Below are 23,700 nucleotides of genomic sequence, written 5' to 3' on the forward strand. Positions count from 1 at the left end.
GGCGATATTTTTAAAGAATGTTGCTTTATTACAAAGTTAAAGGACCCCTGTATGAGATCCTTTGGTTGATTTATAATGATTCAGTTAGCCCTAAAATAGTCTTGATACGTTCATTTTGTTCATTCTTATCCAGATATTCAAAGAAACCAAGACGATTCCCCCAAGGATCTGTGAAAGTCCCCCATTTTACAGGCACTTCATCACGAGAAAATATCTCGAATTTTTCAATATTCAATTCTTCAACCACTCTTTTTTGTTCTACTTCAATATCTTTTACTGCTAGACGAAGAGGTCCACTTCCTTCTGAAGGTGTCCCTTCTGCTACTTGTAGCCAACAACCTGGTATAAGCTCCCATTCTATAAATCCTTCGTGAGGTATAAAGTCAGGTTCCCTACTTAGTAAAGTTTTATACCAGCTATGCCCTTCTTTAATAGTAGGAACACGAATTTGTACTGTTATCTCAAAAAACAAATAAATCCCTCCTTAGAGTTATTTATTACGTATTCCATATAAGTAAAATTTCCCCTTCCACCTAAATCATTAGTTGAATTTTCTTATATCCATTGAATGTTACCATCAAGCAAATGTATCGTTCTGTGGCAATAGTCGGCCACTTTTTGATCATGTGTAACGACTAGTATTGTTTTTCCTTGTTTATTAATTTCAGTTAAAATGTTCATGATTTTTTTCCCGTTTTCTTGATCAAGAGCACCAGTAGGTTCATCGGCAAGTACCCATTATTTACACAACTTTTATACATTTATAAAAAAAGGCTGCGGAGAAAATTTTCTCCACAGCCTAATAAAACTCTCTATATAGAGGTTCTAATCGTATATTACCTTTGCAAAAACGCCTGTAAATCTGCAAATTGTCTCTTCGCATCTTCATAGCCTTGCTCATATAGATTTTGTAGTTTTGCTGTATCTTTTTCCATACGGTCTACTTGAAGCGGCACTTCTGGACGAATAACAAATAAATTACCCGCTTGTTCTTCTTTTTCAATGTAGTGAAGTGTTTCATTATATACTTCATAACGAGTCAACATCGTATTTACAAGGTTGGGATATTTTTTATAAGCCTTTGCTGCAACCCAGCCAAACTTTGATTTTTTCTTCGCGTAACCATGATTTCTCGTCAAAATAACGACTGATTTTTCAAATCCATCTTCCTGTGCTTTACGAACTGGAATCGGATCAGAAATCCCGCCATCTAATAATTGCTTACCTCTGTAGTCTACTACCGGTGCAATAAATGGCAATGAACTAGACGCTTGCAATAAATTTAACGCATCATCATTCGTTCCCTCTTTTTCAAAATAAACAGGTTGTCCAGTTTCACAATCTGTTGTTCCTACAAGGAAACGCTCTGGACTATTAAAGTATGTTTCAAAATCAAACGGTACATGCTTTTCTGGAATTTCATGAAAAATGAAATCCATATCAAATAATTGACGCTTTTTCCATAAGTTTTTATACGATAAATACTGTGGATGTGATGCATAATCAATATTTACTGTTTTATTTCTATTTCTTTGTCTGGAAAGATACGACGCTGCATGGCAAGCACCAGCTGATACACCGATTACATATGGAAAATATAAATTTTGTTCCATAAAGTATTCTAGTATCCCACCAGTATATACTCCGCGCATACCGCCGCCTTCTAATACTAAGCCCGTATTTTCAAGCATGTTACTCTCTCCTCTTTCTATATATTGACTCTTTAATTATTCACTATGTTAAGTATCTTTTTCTATTATATATGAGTTCTTTCAGAAACAATATTCAAAAGGCTTGAGAAAAAGAATTTCTTCTTCCTAACGATAGCACCACATCACTATCAGGCTAACAAAATATCCCTACGACTTCTTTAAATGAATTATTATAAATAATCCCAGATTTTTTTAATTTTAAATATTCAGAATTGAAATTAAAATATATAATAAGATGATGGGGATGAAATTACAAATTATAGATAACGAGGGAATAGGGATGAAATTACAATTAAAAGCTGATTTAATGCTACTACTGGTTACATTTTTTTGGGGTGCATCCATTCTACTTACAAAAGTTGGCCTTGATGACATAGAAGAATATAATTTAATCGCATTACGATTTATTATTGCCTTTCTTTTATCAGGTTTAATATTTTACAAACACTTATTCAAAATTGATTTTAAAACTGTAAAATATGCTTTTATATTAGCTTCTGTTTTATTTATAGTTTATATCTTTGCGACTTTCGGTACAAAGTATACAAGTGTTTCTAATGCAGGTTTCTTACTAAGTCTCACTGTCATTTTCATTCCAATATTATCATCTATATTTTTAAAGCACATTCCTGAAAAGAAAGTTATATTAGGAATTGTTTTAACGATAATAGGAATCGGATTATTAACATTAAATAGTGAATTTAAGATCGGTAACGGCGATATATTTTGCATATTGTCTGCTTTATTTTATGCGATTCACGTCATCATTACGGGCACAGTAACGAAACATGTGAATTCAATTGCTCTTGGGGTAATACAACTCGGCTTTGTTGGCCTATTTAGTCTTATTTTTTCATTCATTATAGAAACCCCAAAACTTCCAAGCACTATTGACTCATGGCTAATCACCTTAGCCTTAAGTATATTTTGCACAGCAGTCGCATTCATTGTTCAAGTTATTGCCCAGCAATACACCACTCCCACACATACAGGTCTTATTTTTTCATTAGAACCTGTTTTTTCCGCAGGTTTTGCCTTCTTTTTCACGGGTGAAACACTCACACTTAAAGGCTACTTAGGTGCAACTCTCATATTATTAAGTGTATTAATTGCTGAGTTAGATTTTAAAAGTTTATTAAAACTCAATTATAAGAAAAATATGGAATAGATATTTCGCCAAGATAGATAAATATACATCCACGTTGAGGGGCTTCGTTTATATTATTTTCATTCTCTTAACCTAGGTCTACTTCTAAGTGAATGTCTTTCTCTCACGGGAATAAAATCCCCATACTCTACAAAAAAGAAAATAAGTAAAAAGCAAAATAGAGACTTCCCGAAAGGATGTCTCTATTTTAAGCTCTTTGATCAGCAACGATATGGATATCAATATGCTTCGTTTGTCTCATAATTTCATTTACAATAGAACCTTTTCTTATTTCTTCCCACCGTGTTCTTGCTGATTGCCCGAGTAAAATTTGCGTTACTTGTAGTCTGTTCGCGACTTCAATAATAACATCAGCTGGCTTTCTCCCTTTCGCTTCTTCTAATACAAAGCTCGCATCAAATTGATTCGTCAAGGATTTCCACTCTTCAATTGTTTGCTTTTTCCCTGCTGAAATAGAATCTATATTTTCCCTTTCTACATTTAAGACATACAATTCAGCGTTTAACCGATCAGCCATGCGCCATCCTCTTCTTATTAATTTCTCTGCTGTTGAACTGTATTGTACACAAACGAGAATTTTTTCTTTCACGCCAATCGGCTCTATAACTGTTTGACTAATTTTTTCATCCATATCATCTGCAACTTCACGAAGCGATAATTCCCTTAGTGCCCCTAGATTATTAAGCGTAAAGAAGTTTTGTAAGCTTTGCTGAATTTTTTCTTCCTTATATATCTTTCCATCTATTAATCTCTTCCTTAATACCTCAGGTGTTGCATCAACGAGTTGAATTTCATTTGCTTTTTGCAAAATAAAATCCGGAATACGTTCTCGTACTTTGACATTCGTAATTTGAGCTACAATGTCATGAACGCTTTCTAAATGTTGAATATTAAACGCTGATAATACTGATATACCAGCCTCTAGCAATTCTTGAACATCCATGTACCGTTTTTTATGTTTAGAACCAGGAATATTACTATGCGCGAGTTCATCAACAACAACAATTTGTGGTGCTCGCTTTATAATTCCTTCTACATCCAGTTCATAAAATACTTTCCCTTTATAATCTATTTCTTTTAAAGGAACTTTTTCTAAATCAGCAATTGCTTCTTCCGTCTCTTTTCTTCCATGTGTTTCAATTAAACCAATTACAATATCAATACCATCTTTTTGCATTTCTCTAGCATCAAAGAGCATTTTATAACTTTTCCCTACTCCTGGAGCAGCCCCTACGTATAGCTTTAGCTTTCCGCGATTTTGCTGACGAATGTATTCTAAATACTCTTCCGGTGTTCGCCTTTGAAACGTTGGTTTATAGTCATCTGCATACAAGACACGCACAACCTTTCTTTTGAAACAACGCTACCTCAATCCATTAGATTGAGGTAGCACTGTTACTATTTTATTAGTTTCTGTAATTCTAAATTTAACTTTAAGACGTTTACACGGTCCTCTCCAAATAAACCGAGTGCAGCACCTTCTGTTTGATTTTTAATAAGCTGATCAAGCTTTTCTTTCGGAATATTTGTTAATTTCGAGATACGATCCACCTGTACGTAAGCTGCCTGTGGACTAATATCCGGATCAAGTCCTGAACCTGAATTTGTTACTAAATCAATCGGTACTTCTGTAACTGGCACACTTGGATTTTGTACCTTCCAATCTGCAATACTTTTCTCTACTCGTTTCGCTAAATCTTGATCAGACGGTGCATAGTTATTAGATCCTGATGCTTCTGCTTTATATTCTATACTAGAGACACGCCCATGAAAATAACGTGGATCTGTGAAATTTTGACCGATTAATTTTGAACCAACTACTTCATTCTTATCATTATATATAAGACTTCCATCCGCATTATCCTTCATTACCGCTTGCGCAATACCAGTTACAATTAGCGGGTATACAAGTCCACACAAGACTAAGAATGTAAAAGTAATACGAATAATTGGTGAAAGTATACTTTGTTTTTTCGCCATCTTTCTTCCCCTCTTCCTTATATGAACAAGCCGACAATCATATCAATTACTTTAATTCCAATGAATGGAACGATAACTCCGCCAAGCCCGTAAATGAGTAAGTTTCGGCTAAGCAGTGCATTAGAACTCATCGGTTTATATGCAATACCTTTCATCGCTAACGGAATTAGTAACGGAATAATAACTGCATTAAATATTAATGCTGATAAGATTGCTGAAAGCGGTGATGTTAATTTCATAATATTTAATGCTTCCATTTGCGGAATCGCAAGTGTAAACATCGCTGGAATAATCGCGAAATATTTCGCAATATCATTCGCAATACTAAACGTCGTTAGCGCACCACGTGTCATTAACAATTGCTTACCGATTCCTACAACCTCAATAATTTTAGTTGGATTCGAATCTAGATCAATCATATTTGCTGCTTCTTTCGCAGCTGTTGTACCACTATTCATCGCTAATCCAACGTCGGCTTGCGCTAATGCCGGAGCATCATTTGTACCATCACCTGTCATTGCTACAAGTTTCCCTTTATCTTGTTCTGCTTTAATAACCGCAATTTTATCTTCTGGTTTACACTCGGCAACGAATTCATCTACCCCTGCTTCTTTTGCAATTGTTGCTGCTGTTAATGGGTTATCACCTGTACACATAACCGTTTTAATCCCCATTTGGCGCAATTGTTCAAAACGTTCACGCATACCAGGTTTTACTGTATCCTTTAAATAAATTAAACCGTAAATACGATCATCTACTGCAACTACAAGCGGTGTTCCACCCTCTTTTGAAATTAAATCTGCTTTTTGATTCACATCTTTTGGAATCGTTCCGCCTTGTGATTGAACCCATTCAATAACGGCACCAACAGCACCTTTTCTCACTTTCGTTCCATCCTGTAAATCAACACCGCTCATTCTCGTTTCTGCTTTAAACGGAACAAATTCACCTTGTTCTGCAAGTTCTCTATTATATGATATTGATTTTGCTTGCACATACTCTATAACAGATCGACCTTCTGGCGTTTCGTCTAAAACAGAACTAATCGCAGCCCATTTCCCTACCTGCTCAATCGTTTCATTTCCTACAGGGAGTAGTGTATGTGCCATCCGGTTCCCGAAAGTAATCGTACCTGTTTTATCTAAAATGATTGTATTAATATCGCCCGCAGCTTCTACTGCTTTCCCTGACATTGCTAATACATTAAACTTTGTCACGCGGTCCATCCCGGCAATACCAATCGCTGATAATAACCCACCAATTGTCGTTGGAATTAAACAAACTAACAATGCCACAAGTACAGCTGTATCAATTTGAAATCCTAAATAATTTGTAAAGATTGGCAACGTCACAACAACGATTAAGAAAATTAGAGTTAAACTCGTTAATACTGTATTTAAAGCAATTTCATTCGGCGTTTTTTGACGAGCAGCTCCTTCTACTAAAGAAATCATTTTATCAATAAATGATTCACCAGGATTACTTGTAATTACAATTGTAATCTCATCACTTACGACCATCGTTCCGCCTGTTACTGAACAAAAATCGCCACCTGCTTCTTTTATAACAGGAGCTGACTCCCCTGTAATTGCAGATTCATCTACAGACGCTAATCCTTTAATTACTTCACCATCATTTGGAATCATTTCTCCTTGTTTTACAATAACAACGTCACCTTTTCTCAGCTCAGTTGCTGAAACTTGAACGATGTCTCCATTTTCTTTTACAACATTTGCAAACACATCTTTCTTCGATTGTTTTAAAGAATCGGCTTGCGCTTTACCACGCCCTTCTGCTAACGCTTCTGCAAAGTTAGCAAATAAAACTGTAAATAATAGAATGAGAGAAACTGTTATATTAAACCATCCTGGTACACTACTAGAACTACTTGGAAGAAAGGATAAAATTAACGTAATTATAAATCCAATTTCCACAACGAACATAATAGGATTCTTTATCATTACTTTCGGATTCAATTTCGCAAAGGATTGTTTCATCGCATGCGTCACGATATCACGATCCAGCGTTTTCGCTTGTCTAACCTCATCTTCTATAACATATATTTGTGACTCGTCCACTTGTTTTTCTTTTACTACTACCGGCTTCATCATTTACCCTCCATTACTTCAATGTAAGAAATTCTGCAATTGGGCCTAATACTAACATCGGGAAGAATGTTAACGCACCGACGATTACAATCGTTCCGATGAAGATACCACCAAATAAACTATTATCCGTACGGAACGTTCCGACTGTTTCTGGTACGACCGTTTTCTCCTTCAGTGAAGCAGAAACAGCTAGCATCGTAATTAAGCTGAAATAGCGTCCTAAAAACATAACTAAACCAGTCGTAATATTCCAAAACGGTGTATTATCCCCTAAACCTTCAAATCCAGATCCGTTATTCGCAGCTGACGATGTATACTCATATACAACTTGCGTTAAACCGTGGAAACCTGAATGCGAAATGGCATCTGTTCCTAGATTTGTTGAAAGAGCTAATGCTGAAAATCCTAAAATGAGCAATGGATGAAATAATATCGTTACTGCAATTAATTTCATTTCCTTACCTTCAATCTTTTTACCTAAAAACTCTGGTGTCCGTCCGACCATTAATCCAGATATAAAGACTGCAATAATTGCATACATGATAATATTGATAAAGCCTGCTCCAACGCCGCCATATACTGTATTCAACATCATATTTACGAGTGGAACTAAACCACCAATTGGTGTTAATGTATCATGCATCGTATCAACCGCCCCTGTTTCAGCAGCTGTCGTTACTGTCGCATAAAGTGAAGAAAATACGGTTCCAAATCGTACTTCTTTTCCTTCTGTACTTCCTTGCACATGTTCAATACCCATTTGGTTCAACACTGGATTCCCATGTAATTCGGATGTCGTAATCGTTATAAATCCTAGTAAAAAGACCATGAACAGCGACACGAAAAGGATACGTCCTTGCTTTTTATTTCCAACCATTCGTCCGTACGTAAATGGCAGTGCTGTTGGCAGTAACATCATAAGCATCATTTGTAAAATATTACTGATTTGACCTGGATTTTCAAATGGATGCGCTGAGTTTGCTCCGAAGAAACCACCACCATTATTCCCAAGCTCCTTAATTGAAACGAATGATGCAACTGGTCCACGTAATATACTTTGTTTTGCCCCTTCAATCGTATGTGCTGTAACTGCCCCATCTAACGTTTGTGGTACACCAAGTGCGACAAAGACTAACGCCGCAACAAATGCAATTGGAAGAAAAACTCTCGTTAAAGCTCTCGTAAAATCAACGAAGAAGTTCCCAAGTTCTTTTCCAGCAAGCCCTCTTATAAATGCCATAACAATCGCTAAAGTCGTTGCTGGTGCTGCAAACATTAAAAACGTAATGGCGATTAATTGTGATAAATAAGATAAACCATTTTCACCGCTATAATGCTGTAAGTTTGTATCGGCCATAAAACTAATTGCTGTATTAAAAGCGAGCGTAGGCTCCATCCCTGCAATATGCGCTGGATTTAGCGGCAGCACACCTTGTAATCTGAAAATGAAATATACAACGACAATCATAAATCCATTGAGTAATACTAATGATAATGCGTACTGTTTCCAAGTTTGATTGTATGCTTTTACACCCGTAATTTTAAAAATAAGTTTTTCAAAAGGCCCGAATACTTTATCTAGCGTCTTGCTACCTTGAAAGGCTTTCTCTAAATAAATCCCCATTGGCTTTGCTACTAAAATAAACAAGAGCATTGTAATAACAACTGCAACCCAAATCATAATGAATGATTCCCCCTAATTAAAACTTTTCTGGATTTAATAATGCGTACACTAAGTACACCGTAATCGCTGCAACAATAACCGATAAGGCAAACATCATGATTGCTTCCCTTCTTTCACAACTTTATCTGACCAACTTGCCAGGCTTGCCATCGATGCAACTAATACAACAAATATCCCGACCATTACCACATCTAACATAGCTATCCCTCACTTTTTTGTTAAAATTTGGCATTTATTTATCAAAAAAAGAACACTAAGCTCTACTTAGTGTTCGAAGTGAACAACACAAAGTAAACCTCCTCTCTAAACGCTTACGAGGTTAGCTGTCGGATTCGGGCCTAAAGAGTAGCCCTACTTTCAAAACTGAAAGATTCACCCCAAGTGACGATGCACAAAATTGGTTCCCCCGCTCCATTTCTGGAACTCAGCGATTTTAGGTTTTTTTGGAAATTTTATGAATGATTTATGAGAGTAAATATACTCCTCTATATTTAACTTGTAAAGAGGTAAATTACTTAAATTAAGAAAATATTTCACTATTTAAACGCTTACATTACACGTTATTAATGTTATTTCATCCATTTTCTTGTCTTTTCTTTCTTTTTCATAGAAATGATCTTTTAAATATGAAATAAAAAGAGCGAATTACATGAAGTGCATAGCTTGTTGCACTCAGTATTCGCTCTTTTATTCAATGCTTATTCTCCTCGTAAAAATGCACGCAAATTTCTCCCGCGAATATAAACTTGTGACAATTCTGCATGTAGCTGCTCATATTCGATAATATCTGTTTTTAAATATAAAGCATCTTTCGATGGCAATATTATATACGGTCTCGGAAAAATCGGATCGAGTACTACCAATTCTTGAACTCGCTCTACCGATACCGCCCAACGATTCGCTATATCTCCAAGTAGTAATACTTTCATCTTCGCTTCCTCCCGCCCTATTCAAAAAATAAAAACGAAATGTTATCACAGTTTGTAAACACGACAAATTTAGCTCCAATTGTTTCATAGAGCCTGGCTGGATATCGTTTATTCCTTGTGACAACAGTAATAGGCGCTTGAAAAGAAAAACGAATACGTTCTGTGAAGAAACTAACTATTGAAAGCTCATCTCCGAGCAAAATCACCTTCTTAATACACTCGCAAATACTAGTAAAATCCTGCTCCTTATTACAGCTATAAGTCGAATCAAATCCATAGTTTCTAACTTCAGCTGCTATCTCTTCATTTGCTGTAAAAATAATTAACTCATGCTGAAATGCTACTAGCTCTCTTAAACTCTTTACTTTATTTTCCTCTCCAACACAAATAAGCGTTAATTCCATATACCTCATCCTCCTTAGCATAAAAGAATCTAAACATAGATTGATATTCTCCTATACTAATCAGACCGATGAAGTGATGTATCCATCATGGCACCGTCCTCTCTCAAGACGCTTACGAAGTTAGCTGTCGGATTCGGGCTTTGAGAGTAGCCCTACTTTCAAAATTGAAAGATTCACCCCTAGTGACGACGCACAAATTGGTTCCTCCGCTCCATAAATCTGGACTCAGCGTATTACAAAAAATGTATTCTGGCTGATATATTACTCCTGTATTTGGAAAAAGTAAACAGAAAAAAAGCCAGTTATAAAACTAGCTTTTCTTTTTCTATGCTCTTGTTTTATTCAACTTATATGCAAAATGATTCGTTGGCCCATGACCACTACCAATATTCAATGGCTCTTCAATTGCTATACTAATAAATCGTTTTGCTTCTTGAACTGCCTCTTCAATTGAGTATCCTTTCGCAAGCCCTGCCGTAACTGCAGACGCGAATGTACACCCGCTCCCGTGCGTTTGCTTCGAAGGAATTCGTTCACTTCTAAATTCGATAAACTGCTCACCATCAAAGAGTAAATCAATTACTTCATTACCTTGGTATTCTGCATGCCCGCCCTTCATAAGAACATATTTAGCGCCTAATTCGTGCAATACTTTCGCAGCTTCTTTACTATCCTCTATATTATGAATCTCTAGTCCTGTTAACACTTCTGCTTCAGGAACATTCGGCGTTACAACAGTAGCTAATGGCAATAAATATTCTTTTAATGCGTGTACTGCTTCTTGTTGTAATAATGAAGCCCCACCTTTTGCAATCATAACAGGGTCTAGCACAATATTATTCCAGCCAAATTTCTTAATGTGTTCTGCCACAATTTGAATAATTTCACTGCTAAATAGCATTCCTAGTTTCACAGCATCTGGTGTTAAATCCATACCAATTGAATTCAGCTGTTCCGTAATTCCTTCTAAAGAAACAGGATATACCCCTTGAACGCCAAGCGTATTTTGAGCAGTAATTGCTGTAATAGCTGTCATTCCATACACACCAAGCTCTTGAAAAGTTTTTAAATCTGCTTGAATTCCAGCGCCACCTCCGCTATCAGATCCTGCAATCGTTAAAGCTTTATTTACTTTCATCTCACTCATCCTTTTCTATCCAAAATAGCGATGATATATTGTTTTTGCTTCACTTATATCTTTCGTTCCATGCACAAGTACACGGCCATCTTTGAAGGCAACTAATCTCTTTTCTCCAACAGAAAATGATAATAAATACGGATTTACATTCAAATCATTCACGCGATCATTCAGCAATTCTTTATATTGTTCAAAATCCATTTCTTCTTTATGAGGTGGTCTAATTTGAACTGTATTTCTCCCGCATAAAACTGCTGTTTTTGAAGTGTTTTCTTTATTTAAATACGGATATAATGCATCCTCACCACATGAAGGGCAATTATGTTTCCGAAGCTTTTGCACATTCATACATGAATATTCATTTTTCCATACATCAAACGACACAAGTCCATTTCGAAGTGATTCATAATCTTCTACTAACAGTTTTAGTGTTTCTGTTACTTGATGAGAAACGACAAGAGATACAGCAGGTGATATAATCCCCGCTGTATCACATGTCGCCCCGCCAAGCGGAATCGATTGTAATAAACAAGATAAACATGGCGTTTTACCAGGAAGAATTGTGTAAGAAAGACCGTAACTACCTATACACGCTCCGTAAATCCACGGAATAGAATATTTTTGCGATATATCATTCACAATAAAACGTGTTTCAAAATTATCAGTTGCATCAATTATTACATCAACACTTGTAACGAGTTCTTCTAATTCTTCAGCCGTTACATCTTGGACGATAGCCTCGACTCTTACTTCACTATTAATCTCTTCTAGACGTTTTTTTGCCGCTATAGCCTTCGGAAGATTATTCTCTACATCACGCTCCGCGTACAATTGCTGCCTTTGTAAATTACTCCAATCTACATAATCGCGGTCAACAATTGTCACCTTACCAACACCAGCCCTTACAAACATCTCTGCATTTGCACTACCTAGTGCGCCTGCACCGATAATAAGTACATGCTTTTCCCCTATCTTTTGTTGTCCCTCTTCTCCAATTGGAGAATATAGCTCTTGGCGAGAATATCGATTATTCAACTACGCTCATTCCTTCTAAAGGACTACTTGCTGTTGCACAACGCTTACGTGCAATACGACCTGCTTCAAAGCCTAAGCGCCCTGCCTCAATACCTAACTTCATTGCCTGTGCCATCTTAATAGGGTCTTTTGCTCCAGAAACTGCTGTATTTAATAACACACCATCTGCTCCTAATTCCATTGCAAATGCTGCATCAGCTGGGCTACCAATACCAGCGTCAACGATAACTGGTACTATTGCTTGTTCAATAATGAAACTTAAATTTAATGGATTTACAATACCAAGCCCTGAACCAATTGGTGATGCTCCTGGCATAATCGCGTGTACGCCAAGTTCTTGTAATTTACGTGCTAATACAACATCATCAGATGTGTACGGAAGAACGATAAATCCTTCTTCCAATAACATTTCAGATGCCTTCAATGTTTCTACCGGATCAGGTAATAACGTTTTATCATCACCAATAACTTCTACTTTTACCATGTCACAAAGTCCAGAAGCTTTTGCTAATTTTGCAATTCGAACAGCTTCTTCAGCATTTTTTGCTCCCGCTGTATTTGGTAGTAACGTATATTTTTTCACATCAAGTTTCTCTAATAAATTAGGTTGCTTCGCATCAAATATATCCATACGACGTACTGCGAATGTTAAAATTTCAGCTTCAGAAACGTCAATTTCCTTTTGCTGCACATCAAAATCAGAGAATTTCCCTGTTCCTAATAAAAGTCTAGAATGAAATGAAAATGGCCCAATATTTAACATAATCAACCGCCTCCTACGAAAGTTACAATCTCAATTTGGTCTCCATCAAAAACAGATGTATCCTTATGATCATCTTTTTGTAAAATATCTTTATTACGCTCTACTACAACGATTCTCTTATCTAATTCTAAATGTGTAAGTAGCTCAGCTACTGTTTTTACACTCGCTGGTATTTCAATTTGCTTACCATTAATTTTTAAATTCAAACTTCCATCCCCTTTCTAAACCGATTTAGAAAGCAATGAATCTAGCAAATGATTTTCTCGCTTTCCTTCTATTAAATCAGCCATATACTGACCGGAAACAGGACTTAATAAAATACCGTTTCGATAATGCCCAGTACAAGCATATAAACCTTTTATTTCTTCATGCTCTCCCATATAAGGAGCTCCATGATTAGACTGCGGTCTTAACCCAGCCCACGTACTTTCCCACTCAGCTTCTTTTAAAGCAGGTAATATCGTGTAAGCACGCTCTAATATAGAAGTTATGCTTTCTGGCTGCACAGCTTTATTAAACGTATGAGGATTCATCGTTGCCCCAATTACATAACGGCCACCGCGCTTTGGCGTAATATAAAACCGCTCTTGGAAAATAGGAGCCTTCAAGAGAGGTTTCCTGCTTCTTACTGCAACAACTTCTCCTTTAACTGGATATGTACCCCAATCACTTTGGAAATAATGTAGTAATTTCGTACTCCATGAACCTCCAGCGATAACGACTTTTTCACATATGATTACACCTTCGCTTGTAACAATTCCAGTCACCGTATTGTTTTCAATTTGAATATCAAACACTTCTATCTGTTCATATATATCAGCTCCAGAAAATGCCGCGGAATGTGCGAATGCTTTCGTAAGCTCTGGTGCAATAACATGACCGTCTTTTGGGTAATATACCGCCCCTATAATTGACTCGGAAAGAAATGGCTCTTTTTTCCGCAAATGCTCCCCTGTTAGAAAGTAGGAATCTTCGCCTGTTTTCTGTTGCCAATCCATAATATGAAGAATTCTTTCCTTCTCATCTTCATTTTGGGCAATGCGATAAATGCCCTTTTCTTCATACCCAATATCGATGCCTGTTTTTTCACGTAAAACTTCTGCAAGTTGTGGAAATATAGCACGGCTTTCTCTAGCAAGCTCAAACAACGGATCATATTCATCCCATTCTGCCTGAACACCGAGCAAACCAGCAGCTGCTTTCGAAGCTTCAGATGCAATTCTTTGCTTCTCTACAATCGCTACTTTATATCCTCTTTCTGCTAGGAAGTGTGCAACTGAACTACCAATTACACCTCCGCCAATAATCGCTACATCATACTTCTTACACATGCTTTTCCGCCCACTTTCTTATTGATTCCTTATAAGATTTCGCCTTGCTATACGGATTACTACTGCTTATAATCCCAGACATAACAGCAATGCCACTTATACCATTTGCAAGAACATCACTTGTATTTTCAGGAGTGATTCCACCAATTGCAGTGATTGGTATTGATAAACACCTTGCCATATGAGCAATTTCTTCTAATCCTCTTGCTGGCACACCCTTTTTACAAGCCGTTGGAAATACATGACCGTAAACGAGCGAATCCGCTCCATTTTTAAATGCCACTATCGCTTCATCTAAAGAATGTACTGAATAACCAACATGCAAATAAGAAAACTTTTCTTTCACTGACCTTACATCTGCGCTTCGATATCCTAGCTGAACACGTGGAATATTTAATAGAATAGCAATATCAATTCGATCATTTATCACTATTTTGGATGCTGGAAAGCCTTTCTCCAAAAGGCTTTCCACACCGTAATACAATTCCTTCGTACTTTTCTCACGCTCACGAATATGCAAATAATCAATCTCACTCTCAATTTGTATCCCTACATTCACTACCTCTTCGAATGGCATTTGACCATTTGAGATTACATGGAGCTCATTTTTCATATGCATTCGCCTACTTTAAAATGTTTTCGAATAGTTCATCGGCTGGAACAACCTCTTTCGTCATCCCTTTTTCTTTCAACCATTTATTTTGCTGCTCCCATGACTCTTTTGAATCTGATAAGAATGGCTCATCTTTCGTTTCCATCTTCTCTAATAAAATTTTCATACTTTCTTTTTCAACTTCTGGTACAAGTGGGAAGTTTTCTTTTTCTTGATGATTCAATAAAATATTTAGTGCTTCATCCGGATTTTTCTTCATGAAATCATAGCCTTTTTTCGCCCCACGTAAAAAGGCTTGCAACGCTTCCTTATCCTTTTTCAAAGTTTTATCACCTGTTACAAATACAAGCTCATGATAATTCGGCACCCCGTAGTCAGCTGGATTAAAGTAAGCTGGTTCATGACCTTCATGACGCATAACAGGAACTTCATGGTTAATGTATGCCCCTGTTACAGCATCTACTTTTTTCGTAATTAATGCTGGTACTAAATCGAATCCAACATCGACTACTTTCACTGTATCTGGATTACCACCATCTTCTTTTACCATCGTTTTTAAATACATTTCACTTAAAGGTGTTCCAGAATATCCAACTGTTTTTCCTTCTAAGTCTTTAGGCGACTGAATACCTGCTGATTTCAGCGATACAACATGATTTAACGGCGAACGCACGACAGCTCCAATTGATTTCACTGGAATGTTTTCATTTGCTCTTGCAATCACAACATCTGGCTGATAATACAAACCAACTGTCACTTTTCCGGCAGCTGCTAATGTTAATGGATCAGTCGGATTAGAAGGGAATTTAATATTCACCTTTACTCCTTCTTCTTTAAAGTATCCTTTTTCAATTGCGGCATAAATAAAGCTATGTACCGCATTCGGATACCAATCCAGCATTACTGTTATTTCTTTCTCTTTTTTACTCTTATTTGATGCTGAATTACTCGAACATCCTGCAATCATTGCAACTAATAATGTAAACACAAAGATGCGTTTTAATAATTTCATGAATGTTTCCTCCAACTAATGAATTTCCTTTCTAATATCGAAACAAGTATGACGAAGAAAATAGCTAATAATGATAACAATACAATTGGTGCAAATACCCCCGCTCCGTCTAACTGCGTCATCATTCTTTTACTGAAATATCCAAGCCCAGCTTGCGCACCGAGCCATTCTCCAATCGCTGCCCCAATAACGCTAAGTGGTACCGCAATTTTTAACGCTGAGAAAAAGTAAGGAAGAGCAGATGGCAACTTTAGCTTTAGAAAAACATCTTTTTTCGTTGCACCATACGTAACTAAAAGCTCTTCCCATTCTCTTTTCGTACTGCGAAGTCCATCATACGTATTGACCGCAATTGGGAAAAATGTAATTAAAACTGTGACAACAACCTTACTCCAAATGGTATATCCGAACCATAAGACAAATAGCGGCGCAAGCGCTGTTATCGGAATTGTTTGCGAGGCAACTAATAATGGATAAAATGCTCTTTCCATCCACGTACTCGCGTTCATTAACATTGCTAGCCCTACGCCCAAGACGATAGAAATAACAACACCTATTAAAACGACATACAACGTTGCAGGTAAATGAACCGTAAATAATATATCTTTCAGCGCCCATATCTTCATTACAATTGCAGAAGGTGATGGCAAAATGTACATCTCATCTACAATTCTTGCTCCTACTTCCCAAGCAATAAGTAAAATTCCACTTAATGTGAGGGCAGGTAATAGCTCCTTCAAACGATTCATCATACAAGTACCTGCCTTTGTAACATACTAAGAAGCTCATCCTTAAGCGCTAACACTTCAGGCTTATGTAAATCTTTTCTTGTTCTGTTACGTTCAAGCGGCACAATTCGCTCAGTTAAAGTAGCTATCGGCTGCTGCTCTACAACAAAAATACGATTAGAAAGAAAAAGGGCTTCTTCAACGTCATGTGTAATAAATAAAATTGTTTTTTCCCACTCTTTCCATTGTTCAAACAACCATTCCTGCAAAGATGCCTTCGTTAAAGCATCCAACGCGCTAAACGGTTCATCTAGCAATAATATCTCTCCGCCTGTTAATAAAGTTCGGATAAAAGATACGCGCTGTCTCATACCACCAGATAAATCTTTCGGGTATTTTTTCTCGTACCCTTGTAAACCAAATTTATGTAACAGTTCCTTTGCCTTTACCTGTGCTTCTTTCTTCTGCACACCTTGGCACTCTAACGGTAAAGCAGCATTCTCAATAACTGTTCTCCATGGCAAAAGCATATCTTTTTGAGGCATATACCCTACAGGATGACTCTTTGTTTCCATAAGCTCTATTTGTCCGCTGCTCGCCTCTTCTAAACCTGTAATAAGGCGAAATAAAGTACTTTTCCCACAGCCACTTGGTCCAATAATGCTCACAAACTCTTTTTCTTGTATATTGGCATTTAGTCCCTCTATGATTGGTTTTTCATCATAATGAAAGGAAACATTACGAAACTGTAGTATGTTCTTGCTCCTCAAAACCCCACATCTCCTTACGATAAGCCATATCCCAGAATAAATATTCAAATCGGCTGGAATATAAGAAAATCTCCTCTAATCGATCTAGCTCTTTCTCTGACTTCCCAACTGTCATTTCATTTAATAAATCTATTAGCCAAATACAAAGATTACCGTATTCTTCAGAACTATATCCTTGAATCCACTCCCCAAAGAACTCATGATCTCTTGCTCCAGGAATATCATTTAAACGCTTTCCAATCTCCCAATAGCTCCACATGCATGGAAGTAAAGCTGCTATTAATTCTGCAAGTGTGCCATTTTGAGATACAGACATCATATAATTTGTATAAGCTAAATTTTTAGCAGATGGTTTTGCCGATTCCATCTCCTGGGCAGAAATACCAAGTCTTTTTGCATATTGTTTATGAATCGTCATTTCACCATTTAAAATACCATCTATTTGCTCTGCAAATTTCGCCATAACTTGTGGATTCGTTGCCTTTACAACACCAATTGCATATAGTTTTGCATAATCCAACAAGTATAAATAATCTTGAATAATATAATACTGGAATTTATCTTTTTCTAACGTGCCATCCCCCATACCTACTACAAACGGATGATTATGACTTTTCTCCCATACAGGCTGCACCGTCTCAAATAATCTTTCACAAAATTTCATTTATAATTCCCCTTCCTGTATATCTATTTATTCCAATAAAAAAGCCACTTCTTTATATAAGAAGTGGCCACAGCAAATAAAAATATATTTTATTCGTTGTTCCACTTCCCTTCGCTAGTATTACCTAGATCAGGTCTGTAAGGGTTAAGGATTATTCCTTTCTCAGCACGAAAAGCACCCCTAGTGGTGTTAATATGAAATTTTCAAATAAAAAAGCCCCGTTTCTATACGCAAAGAAACGGGGACTCATTGTTAATGTCCGAATTGCTTCCCTACGCTAGCATAATCTAGATCAGGTAATGAAAAGGATCAAAGGCTTACGGCCCTCCTCTCAGCTGGCAACACCAGCTCTCCTAGCAAACTATAAAATTATCACTGTCAGTATAACATTGTCATAAGTCATCATCAACTATTTTAATTTTCTTAATTGCGCATTAAATCTCAACATGTTAAACAAATATAAATGCAACTCCACAAATGATATATACAATATTTATATACGAATCTCTCTTCTAACATTATTTATATTGATTTCATATTACATTTATGTGAATAAGACCAATATATTGTATCTTTATACTATAATAAAATTACAACTATACAACTAGAGGAGGTCTTTATTACATGAATATGAAAGCTACAGCTTTAACAGCAACTACTATCGCAATTGCTTCGTTACTTCCTTCTATGGAAGAATCCGATATACAAACAGCTGCTGCTAAGCAATCATCTAAAGCAAAAACGGGGTATGTAAAAATTGACAACGTTGCACTGCATCAAAATAGCCATGCAGACAGTGCAATAATTGATAACATTCGATTTAATAGCCCAGTTACTATTCTTGAGACAGCTCAAGATTGGTATAAAGTATCCGTTAACAACAAAACAGGCTATATGAAAAAAGATGCAATTCTATTCAAAAAAAATGTTCAACAAAAGTATCAATATATCGTAAACGCAAACGCATTAAACGTTCGTTCTGAACCTAATACAGAGTCTTCTATTCTAGATATATTGCCAAATGGTCAATTCATTACAATTCAAGGTGAACAAGGAGATTGGTACAAAATATTACATAACGGCCAAATTGGTTACGTACAAAAAACCTTTGTATCTAATGGATCCACACCTCTAGTAAAAGGTATAACTGTACAAGGTTCTCCTTCTTATACTGTTGCAACACCAAAATTAAATGTGCGTAGCTCTGCTAGCACAAATAGTGCAGCAATCGGTTCTCTGCAAAATGGTACACAAATACAGGTAGTAGAAACAGTAGGAACTTGGTATAAAATTCGTTTTGGCACAGGATACGGATATGTGGCAAAACAATATGTAGTGCAAAATCAAGCGCAAGCTAAAACAACCGCTTCACCTTCATCAATTCCAGCAGTTTTCAAATTCCCTACCCAAGGGAAAATCAGCTCAACATTTGATATGCGCTGGGAACAAATGCATTATGGTATAGATATTGCAGCACAAGGCAACGTCTCTATTCAAGCTGCTGCTGCAGGTAAAGTTGTGAAATCTTATTATTCGGCTAGCTACGGCAATGTCGTGTTCATCGCCCATCAAATAAATGAGAAATTATATACAACAGTTTATGCTCACATGAAAGATCGTACTGTACAAGCTGGTGATCAAGTACAAACCGGACAATTACTAGGTCATATGGGAAATACAGGACATTCATACGGACAACATCTCCATTTTGAATTACATAATGGGGAATGGAATTTTGAAAAAACGAATGCAGTGAACCCACTGCCATATTTAGTTAGGTAAATTGTATGCCACGCAATATACCTCTCTTTATTGAATACCTGGCTTTTTTAGGTTTAATCTGTTGTTTAATCATTTATAATACGAACACTGTATTTTTATCTATTATCATTGCTTTTGTTGCTTTAGAAATTATGATGGAATCATTCCAAGTTCAACTGAAACAAAAAATTGCCCATATTTATAATGCAATTTTTCTTTTGAGCGCTCTTATAACAAATATAATTAGTAATGGTTTTTATTTATCTACCGCATTTCCTGTATTCTTTATGGCTGTTTTATTATTCATAGCTAGATACGTTAATGCTCCTAATAACCAAAAACACGAACAAGAAGCTTAGAAAGAGGAGACACTGTGTACCAATCTTTCAAAGATGACCCAATGAAGTATATATTGAATTTATATGAAAAAATGAATACTTTTTTTGGTATACAAGGAAGTTATACTGCTCAATTTCTTCTTTATGGAATGTTATTTCTTGTCTTAATTACTTTCTCCTTGTTTTACTAACAAAAAAGGATCTCACATAAAAGTTGAGATCCTTTTTAATTTATATTAATTTTTGATATGTAAAATCTTCTTTATCCACAAGCATATTTTTCATAAATAAAACTAAGATTATATTTTTTCTCTAAGCTCATTCTTTGTTCATCATCACACCAATAGAAAAGAATATCATGAATCGTTGCATAACGTTTATTTTTAAGAAATAGTTTAAAGAATGATGGCAAACAATCATGTAATTGTATAAATATATAATTGCGTAGTATTTCTTCTTTATATTCAATGCCCTTACAAATATACAATAATTCTTCACAATAATATGCATGCTGCGGAACTTGAATCATTTCGAAAAATGGTACATAAGAAAGTAACTTTCCAATAAAATGATCGTATCGATCCATTAACCCTATCGTCATATGTTCCATCATTTCTTTCATCACATACAAATAATCGTCTACGTGCGTTGTCTTTAGTGGATCTAATCGATCAGAAATTTGAGACAGTACAGCTTTTTGACAAGCTATAACAGCTTGGCTAGGCCCATAATATGATAGGAAATCTGTGCATTTACGATACTTGCGCAGTAAATCATTTGTATATAAATCATACACAAAAGTATTACAATATATTGCTAGACCCATCATATCACTATTTAGCTGTTCTTTTGATAGAGTCTTAGCTTGCTTACACATATAAAAAAACGTAAACTCCAATACTTCCTTATGAGATAATAAATGTCTACACTGCATTATACATTTCTCACTAAATTTAACTCTCTCCCAAATCCCTACATCTCCATTATCCAATTCACCAATACGATATTTAATGATTAAATAGTTTAGAGCAACCGCTTGCGTCAAAAGATCCCATGTCTCATATTCCAATGAAGTTTGGACAAATTCGTCTAACCCTTGATTAATCATAAATGTATATGCTTCTTTATACCAACCAATTTCTTGGCATAAACGAAGAATACGTACTAAAGTGGGAATTTCATCTTTATGAAACTGCGGTAAATCTTTCGCTTTATTCATTCCATATACGATGAAAGCCGCTAAATTTTCTTCTTTATAAAATTCTTTTTCTTTCCATACTAAAATAGTTCGCTCTTTCCCTTCACCTTTCGGATGATTCGGTACAAGCAAAGAAAATAACTCAGCGAAATTCCTTGGTTCTACGTATGTATCTGTAACCAAATTCCAATTCGGATCGCCCTGTACAGCCCTCATATAATTCCCCTTCCCTTTTTATCTACATAGGAAATATTAATTTCTTATCTCATCAAAAGAAATTACTATTGTTATATTCAAAATCTCTCATAATGCTTATATCTATTAATATATCACTTCTTATCTCATTAAAAATTATGAATCACAAATTTAAAAAAACTATCGAAAAATATTAATCATGCATAGCTAGTATATAATCTTTCAGCTCTATCATGTTAACACATCACCTTTATCCATATAAAGTTAAAATGATGTATATGTTTTTTGTGTATACATTGAAGCTATACTCAGTGGGGCGTTCCAGGCAACGAGACTCCCACCTGCTCCCTTCGCTTTCACTAAGTTGTGAGGTGAGAATCTTGTCGCCCGCAAATAGCGGGATAAATTATTTTGTATGCTCTGATATTTCACTTAAAGCAAAACCAGCTTGGTCATCTGCTACTTCTCTTATAGCTAAATCTCCCAAGGCTAACATACCAACGAATTGACCACCTTCAACTACTGGCAACCTTCTAATTTGATGCTGTGCCATCAATTCTGTAGCTCTCTCAATAGAATCATCAGGAGAAATTGAAACGATATTTGTCGTCATTACATCTGTAATCTTATTAGATCCTGGATGTTTTTCAGCAATTCCACGAACAACTAAATCCCGGTCCGTCACAAGACCAATAACTTGTTCATTCTCAACAACTGGAATCATACCAATTGCTTCATCCTTCATTTTTACAGCAGCCTCATATACATTATCTAGTGGTGTACACTGTACAATATTTGTACTCATAAGTTCTCGAACCTTTGTCATTATTCTATCTCCTCCTTTTAATACATACTATAGCTTTTCCTAAATTCCTTTATTTATTTCAGGAAGACAGCACAATAAAAAGAGGTTGAAGATATAGACATACTAAAAAAGAGTCAGCAAATTGCTGACTCTTTTTTTATGACCCGTACGGGATTCGAACCCGTGTTACCGCCGTGAAAGGGCGGTGTCTTAACCACTTGACCAACGGGCCATGGCTCCGCAGGTAGGACTCGAACCTACGACCGATCGGTTAACAGCCGATAGCTCTACCACTGAGCTACTGCGGAATAAATATATGGTGGGCCTAAATGGACTCGAACCATCGACCTCACGCTTATCAGGCGTGCGCTCTAACCAGCTGAGCTATAGGCCCATATACTTTACAGGGGCAGTAGGAATCGAACCCACACTGGAGGTTTTGGAGACCTCAGTTCTACCTTTAAACTATGCCCCTAAATGATGCCGGCTAGAGGACTTGAACCCCCAACCTACTGATTACAAGTCAGTTGCTCTACCAATTGAGCTAAGCCGGCAAAAAAAAAAAAAAAAATGGTGGCTCGGGACGGAATCGAACCGCCGACACGAGGATTTTCAGTCCTCTGCTCTACCGACTGAGCTACCGAGCCAACATAAAATGGCGGTCCCGACCGGGGTCGAACCGGCGATCTCCTGCGTGACAGGCAGGCATGTTAACCACTACACCACGGGACCATTGGTTGCGGGGACAGGATTTGAACCTGCGACCTTCGGGTTATGAGCCCGACGAGCTACCAGACTGCTCCACCCCGCGACGATATTATGTTTTTTAAAAATAAATGGAGGAGGTAGAGGGATTCGAACCCCCGCGCGACTCTCGCCGCCTGTCGGTTTTCAAGACCGATCCCTTCAGCCGAACTTGGGTATACCTCCATGAAGGAAACATTAATATCTTATTCATTTTTATATGTAACTAAACCACTTTTTGAAAAAATGGAGGAGGTAGAGGGATTCGAACCCCCGCGCGACTCTCGCCGCCTGTCGGTTTTCAAGACCGATCCCTTCAGCCGAACTTGGGTATACCTCCGACATATAAAAAATAAAGTGGAGCCTAGCGGGATCGAACCGCTGACCTCCTGCGTGCAAGGCAGGCGCTCTCCCAGCTGAGCTAAGGCCCCATGTTTTTGGAAAATCGGGAAGACAGGATTTGAACCTGCGACCCCCTGGTCCCAAACCAGGTGCTCTACCAAGCTGAGCCACTTCCCGTTAATAAAAGCGCGCCCGAGAGGAGTCGAACCCCTAACCTCTTGATCCGTAGTCAAACGCTCTATCCAATTGAGCTACGGGCGCATATGGTGCCGAGGGCG

Annotated in this window: 25 protein-coding genes, 13 tRNA genes, 1 pseudogene and 4 riboswitches; of the genes and pseudogenes, 3 read left to right on the top strand and 36 right to left on the bottom strand. The window is 36.9% G+C overall.

Annotated features, from left to right (window positions below; genetic code table 11):
* Window positions 1-70: 70 nt before the first annotated feature.
* The 3 genes and pseudogenes from MR109_RS19390 to MR109_RS19400 form a co-directional block, all read right to left on the bottom strand.
* Complete coding sequence (locus MR109_RS19390) at window positions 71-472, bottom strand: VOC family protein (protein WP_242273573.1); 402 nt, start codon at window positions 470-472, stop codon at window positions 71-73.
* An 83-nt stretch (window positions 473-555) separates the two neighbouring features.
* Window positions 556-735: pseudogene (locus tag MR109_RS19395) on the bottom strand (ABC transporter ATP-binding protein); the annotation flags it as partial.
* 101 nt (window positions 736-836) lie between these two features.
* Entirely contained in the window at window positions 837-1,691 is an 855-nt protein-coding gene (locus MR109_RS19400; RefSeq protein ID WP_242273574.1) for a patatin-like phospholipase family protein, read from the bottom strand.
* A gap of 301 nt (window positions 1,692-1,992) precedes the next feature.
* Here MR109_RS19400 and MR109_RS19405 point away from each other — a divergent pair, with 301 nt between their 5' ends.
* Window positions 1,993-2,880 carry a DMT family transporter gene (locus tag MR109_RS19405; RefSeq protein ID WP_025150205.1) on the top strand — a complete coding sequence of 296 codons (888 nt, stop codon included), beginning with the start codon at window positions 1,993-1,995 and terminating at the stop codon, window positions 2,878-2,880.
* Window positions 2,881-3,067: 187 nt separating this feature from the next.
* Here the strand turns inward: MR109_RS19405 and kdpDN are convergent, their stop codons facing one another.
* The 18 genes from kdpDN to tenA form a co-directional block, all read right to left on the bottom strand.
* Window positions 3,068-4,222, bottom strand: a complete 1,155-nt coding sequence (gene kdpDN / locus MR109_RS19410) for a KdpD-like non-kinase potassium sensor (protein WP_081806860.1) — start codon at window positions 4,220-4,222, stop codon at window positions 3,068-3,070.
* Window positions 4,223-4,278: 56 nt separating this feature from the next.
* Window positions 4,279-4,860 (bottom strand): K(+)-transporting ATPase subunit C, encoded by a 582-nt coding sequence (gene kdpC / locus MR109_RS19415; protein ID WP_002170456.1) that lies wholly within the window; start codon window positions 4,858-4,860, stop codon window positions 4,279-4,281.
* A 17-nt stretch (window positions 4,861-4,877) separates the two neighbouring features.
* Window positions 4,878-6,968 (bottom strand): potassium-transporting ATPase subunit KdpB, encoded by a 2,091-nt coding sequence (kdpB, locus tag MR109_RS19420; protein ID WP_242273575.1) that lies wholly within the window; start codon window positions 6,966-6,968, stop codon window positions 4,878-4,880.
* A 13-nt stretch (window positions 6,969-6,981) separates the two neighbouring features.
* The gene (gene kdpA / locus MR109_RS19425) at window positions 6,982-8,649 is read right to left on the bottom strand and encodes a potassium-transporting ATPase subunit KdpA (RefSeq protein WP_098303737.1); all 1,668 of its coding nucleotides are present in this window, start codon (window positions 8,647-8,649) and stop codon (window positions 6,982-6,984) included.
* Between the two features lie 19 nt (window positions 8,650-8,668).
* Window positions 8,669-8,749, bottom strand: coding sequence for a K(+)-transporting ATPase subunit F (kdpF, locus tag MR109_RS19430; protein ID WP_308197282.1), 81 nt, complete (start codon window positions 8,747-8,749; stop codon window positions 8,669-8,671).
* The gene (locus MR109_RS19435; RefSeq protein ID WP_002170453.1) at window positions 8,746-8,850 is read right to left on the bottom strand and encodes a SipW-dependent-type signal peptide-containing protein; all 105 of its coding nucleotides are present in this window, start codon (window positions 8,848-8,850) and stop codon (window positions 8,746-8,748) included. Before MR109_RS19435 ends, kdpF begins: the two co-directional genes overlap by 4 nt.
* A gap of 96 nt (window positions 8,851-8,946) precedes the next feature.
* Window positions 8,947-9,092, bottom strand: a riboswitch (cyclic di-AMP (ydaO/yuaA leader).
* Between the two features lie 258 nt (window positions 9,093-9,350).
* Window positions 9,351-9,581, bottom strand: a complete 231-nt coding sequence (locus MR109_RS19440) for a hypothetical protein (protein ID WP_000866314.1) — start codon at window positions 9,579-9,581, stop codon at window positions 9,351-9,353.
* Between the two features lie 17 nt (window positions 9,582-9,598).
* Window positions 9,599-9,985 (bottom strand): hypothetical protein, encoded by a 387-nt coding sequence (locus MR109_RS19445; RefSeq protein ID WP_048373688.1) that lies wholly within the window; start codon window positions 9,983-9,985, stop codon window positions 9,599-9,601.
* A 93-nt stretch (window positions 9,986-10,078) separates the two neighbouring features.
* Window positions 10,079-10,226: riboswitch (cyclic di-AMP (ydaO/yuaA leader) on the bottom strand.
* 84 nt (window positions 10,227-10,310) lie between these two features.
* Complete coding sequence (gene thiD / locus MR109_RS19450) at window positions 10,311-11,132, bottom strand: bifunctional hydroxymethylpyrimidine kinase/phosphomethylpyrimidine kinase (protein WP_141548786.1); 822 nt, start codon at window positions 11,130-11,132, stop codon at window positions 10,311-10,313.
* 6 nt (window positions 11,133-11,138) lie between these two features.
* Window positions 11,139-12,158, bottom strand: coding sequence for a thiazole biosynthesis adenylyltransferase ThiF (locus MR109_RS19455; RefSeq protein ID WP_242273576.1), 1,020 nt, complete (start codon window positions 12,156-12,158; stop codon window positions 11,139-11,141).
* The gene (gene thiG, locus MR109_RS19460) at window positions 12,151-12,921 is read right to left on the bottom strand and encodes a thiazole synthase (RefSeq protein ID WP_242273577.1); all 771 of its coding nucleotides are present in this window, start codon (window positions 12,919-12,921) and stop codon (window positions 12,151-12,153) included. The genes MR109_RS19455 and thiG overlap by 8 nt, the downstream gene beginning before the upstream one ends.
* Window positions 12,922-12,923: 2 nt before the next feature.
* The gene (gene thiS / locus MR109_RS19465) at window positions 12,924-13,127 is read right to left on the bottom strand and encodes a sulfur carrier protein ThiS (protein ID WP_002170446.1); all 204 of its coding nucleotides are present in this window, start codon (window positions 13,125-13,127) and stop codon (window positions 12,924-12,926) included.
* A 15-nt stretch (window positions 13,128-13,142) separates the two neighbouring features.
* Entirely contained in the window at window positions 13,143-14,252 is a 1,110-nt protein-coding gene (gene thiO, locus MR109_RS19470; RefSeq protein WP_071717822.1) for a glycine oxidase ThiO, read from the bottom strand.
* On the bottom strand, window positions 14,245-14,865 hold the full coding sequence (tenI, locus tag MR109_RS19475; RefSeq protein WP_242273579.1) for a thiazole tautomerase TenI: 621 nt from the start codon (window positions 14,863-14,865) through the stop codon (window positions 14,245-14,247). Before tenI ends, thiO begins: the two co-directional genes overlap by 8 nt.
* A 10-nt stretch (window positions 14,866-14,875) precedes the next feature.
* The gene (locus MR109_RS19480; protein WP_242273580.1) at window positions 14,876-15,877 is read right to left on the bottom strand and encodes an ABC transporter substrate-binding protein; all 1,002 of its coding nucleotides are present in this window, start codon (window positions 15,875-15,877) and stop codon (window positions 14,876-14,878) included.
* A complete protein-coding gene (locus MR109_RS19485; protein WP_025150194.1) occupies window positions 15,874-16,626 on the bottom strand; it encodes an ABC transporter permease in 753 nt (250 codons plus the stop codon). The genes MR109_RS19480 and MR109_RS19485 overlap by 4 nt, the downstream gene beginning before the upstream one ends.
* Window positions 16,626-17,375, bottom strand: coding sequence for an ABC transporter ATP-binding protein (locus MR109_RS19490; protein WP_098303742.1), 750 nt, complete (start codon window positions 17,373-17,375; stop codon window positions 16,626-16,628). The genes MR109_RS19485 and MR109_RS19490 overlap by 1 nt, the downstream gene beginning before the upstream one ends.
* Entirely contained in the window at window positions 17,344-18,039 is a 696-nt protein-coding gene (gene tenA / locus MR109_RS19495) for a thiaminase II (RefSeq protein ID WP_071717826.1), read from the bottom strand. The genes MR109_RS19490 and tenA overlap by 32 nt, the downstream gene beginning before the upstream one ends.
* Before the next feature lie 89 nt (window positions 18,040-18,128).
* A riboswitch (TPP riboswitch) is annotated at window positions 18,129-18,231 on the bottom strand.
* 60 nt (window positions 18,232-18,291) lie between these two features.
* Window positions 18,292-18,404: riboswitch (TPP riboswitch) on the bottom strand.
* 259 nt (window positions 18,405-18,663) lie between these two features.
* On the opposite strand from tenA, the gene MR109_RS19500 reads away from it, so the two are divergent.
* Together MR109_RS19500 and MR109_RS19505 are read left to right on the top strand one after the other, a co-directional pair.
* On the top strand, window positions 18,664-19,821 hold the full coding sequence (locus MR109_RS19500) for an SH3 domain-containing protein (protein ID WP_242273581.1): 1,158 nt from the start codon (window positions 18,664-18,666) through the stop codon (window positions 19,819-19,821).
* Window positions 19,822-19,826: 5 nt separating this feature from the next.
* On the top strand, window positions 19,827-20,159 hold the full coding sequence (locus tag MR109_RS19505; protein ID WP_048373706.1) for a hypothetical protein: 333 nt from the start codon (window positions 19,827-19,829) through the stop codon (window positions 20,157-20,159).
* A 241-nt stretch (window positions 20,160-20,400) separates the two neighbouring features.
* On the opposite strand, the gene MR109_RS19510 is transcribed toward MR109_RS19505, so the two are convergent.
* The 15 genes from MR109_RS19510 to MR109_RS19580 form a co-directional block, all read right to left on the bottom strand.
* Window positions 20,401-21,552, bottom strand: a complete 1,152-nt coding sequence (locus MR109_RS19510; protein WP_071717828.1) for a DUF3965 domain-containing protein — start codon at window positions 21,550-21,552, stop codon at window positions 20,401-20,403.
* 385 nt (window positions 21,553-21,937) lie between these two features.
* Window positions 21,938-22,357: a CBS domain-containing protein gene (locus tag MR109_RS19515; protein ID WP_048373710.1), complete on the bottom strand. Its 420-nt coding sequence runs from the start codon at window positions 22,355-22,357 to the stop codon at window positions 21,938-21,940.
* Between the two features lie 139 nt (window positions 22,358-22,496).
* Window positions 22,497-22,568, bottom strand: a tRNA-Glu gene (locus tag MR109_RS19520).
* Window position 22,569: 1 nt separating this feature from the next.
* Window positions 22,570-22,644, bottom strand: a tRNA-Asn gene (locus tag MR109_RS19525).
* 9 nt (window positions 22,645-22,653) lie between these two features.
* Window positions 22,654-22,730 (bottom strand) — tRNA-Ile (locus MR109_RS19530).
* A gap of 10 nt (window positions 22,731-22,740) precedes the next feature.
* Window positions 22,741-22,811, bottom strand: a tRNA-Trp gene (locus tag MR109_RS19535).
* Between the two features lie 6 nt (window positions 22,812-22,817).
* Window positions 22,818-22,890 (bottom strand) — tRNA-Thr (locus tag MR109_RS19540).
* 17 nt (window positions 22,891-22,907) lie between these two features.
* Window positions 22,908-22,983 (bottom strand) — tRNA-Phe (locus MR109_RS19545).
* A 9-nt stretch (window positions 22,984-22,992) separates the two neighbouring features.
* Window positions 22,993-23,068, bottom strand: a tRNA-Asp gene (locus tag MR109_RS19550).
* A gap of 2 nt (window positions 23,069-23,070) precedes the next feature.
* Window positions 23,071-23,147, bottom strand: a tRNA-Met gene (locus tag MR109_RS19555).
* A gap of 26 nt (window positions 23,148-23,173) precedes the next feature.
* Window positions 23,174-23,266, bottom strand: a tRNA-Ser gene (locus MR109_RS19560).
* A gap of 61 nt (window positions 23,267-23,327) precedes the next feature.
* Window positions 23,328-23,420: transfer RNA gene (locus MR109_RS19565), tRNA-Ser, on the bottom strand.
* Window positions 23,421-23,438: 18 nt separating this feature from the next.
* Window positions 23,439-23,511: transfer RNA gene (locus tag MR109_RS19570), tRNA-Ala, on the bottom strand.
* 14 nt (window positions 23,512-23,525) lie between these two features.
* Window positions 23,526-23,599 (bottom strand) — tRNA-Pro (locus tag MR109_RS19575).
* 10 nt (window positions 23,600-23,609) lie between these two features.
* Window positions 23,610-23,683, bottom strand: a tRNA-Arg gene (locus tag MR109_RS19580).
* Window positions 23,684-23,700 lie beyond the last annotated feature (17 nt).

It is taken from the genome of Bacillus cereus group sp. BfR-BA-01310 (genome assembly GCF_022664325.1).
Taxonomy (GTDB): Bacteria; Bacillota; Bacilli; order Bacillales; family Bacillaceae_G; genus Bacillus_A; species Bacillus_A paramycoides.